The organism is Micromonospora sp. R311, from assembly GCF_056780015.1.
In genome coordinates, this window is sequence record NZ_JBSWCE010000118.1 from 1 (window position 1) to 787 (window position 787).

Sequence of the window (787 nt, forward strand, 5' to 3'; positions counted from 1 at the left end):
GCGGCGCCGGCGAGTGGACCAAGCCTTGTTCGCGGTGGTGATGGAGGCCTACCTGCACGGCGTGTCCACCCGCAAGGTCGACGACCTGGTCAAAGCCCTCGGTGCGGACTCGGGGATCTCCAAGTCCGAGGTGTCCCGCATCTGCGCCGACCTCGACGAGGAAGTGAGCGCCTTCCGCGACCGGTCCCTGGCCTCGGCCGCGTTCCCCTACGTCTTCCTCGACGCCACGTACTGCAAGGCCCGAGTGAACCGGCGGGTGGTCTCCCAGGCCATCATGGTCGCCACCGGGGTTCGGGCCGACGGGTGGCGGGAAGTCCTCGGCTTCGCCGTCGGTGACAGCGAGGACGGCGCCTTCTGGACCGCGTTCCTGCGCTCACTCAGGGCCCGCGGGCTGGCCGGGGTGCAGCTGGTCATCTCCGATGCCCACACCGGCCTCAAGCAAGCCATCAGCGCGGTGCTGCTCGGCGCGGCGTGGCAACGCTGCCGGGTGCACTTCCTGCGCAACGTCCTGGCCCAGGTCCCGAAGGGCAACGCCGAGATGGTCGCCGCGGCGATCCGGACCATCTTCGCCCAACCCGACGCCGCCCACGTGCGCGAGCAGCTCGACGTCATCGCCGGCATGCTCGGCCGTCAGCTGCCCAAAGTCGAGACGATGCTCCGCGACGCCGCACATGACCTGCTCGCCTTCACCGGATTCCCGCCCAGCCACTGGAAGAAGATCTGGTCGACCAATCCGTTGGAGCGGTTGAACAAGGAGATCAAACGACGCACCGACGTCGTCGGCGTC

General features: G+C 68.7%; 1 protein-coding gene. It reads left to right on the top strand.

Annotation, left to right across the window (positions count from 1 at the left end; all coding sequences use genetic code 11):
- On the top strand, window positions 1–787 hold a 787-nt coding region (locus AC1WTP_RS34440), incomplete at both ends, for an IS256 family transposase (protein ID WP_481653381.1).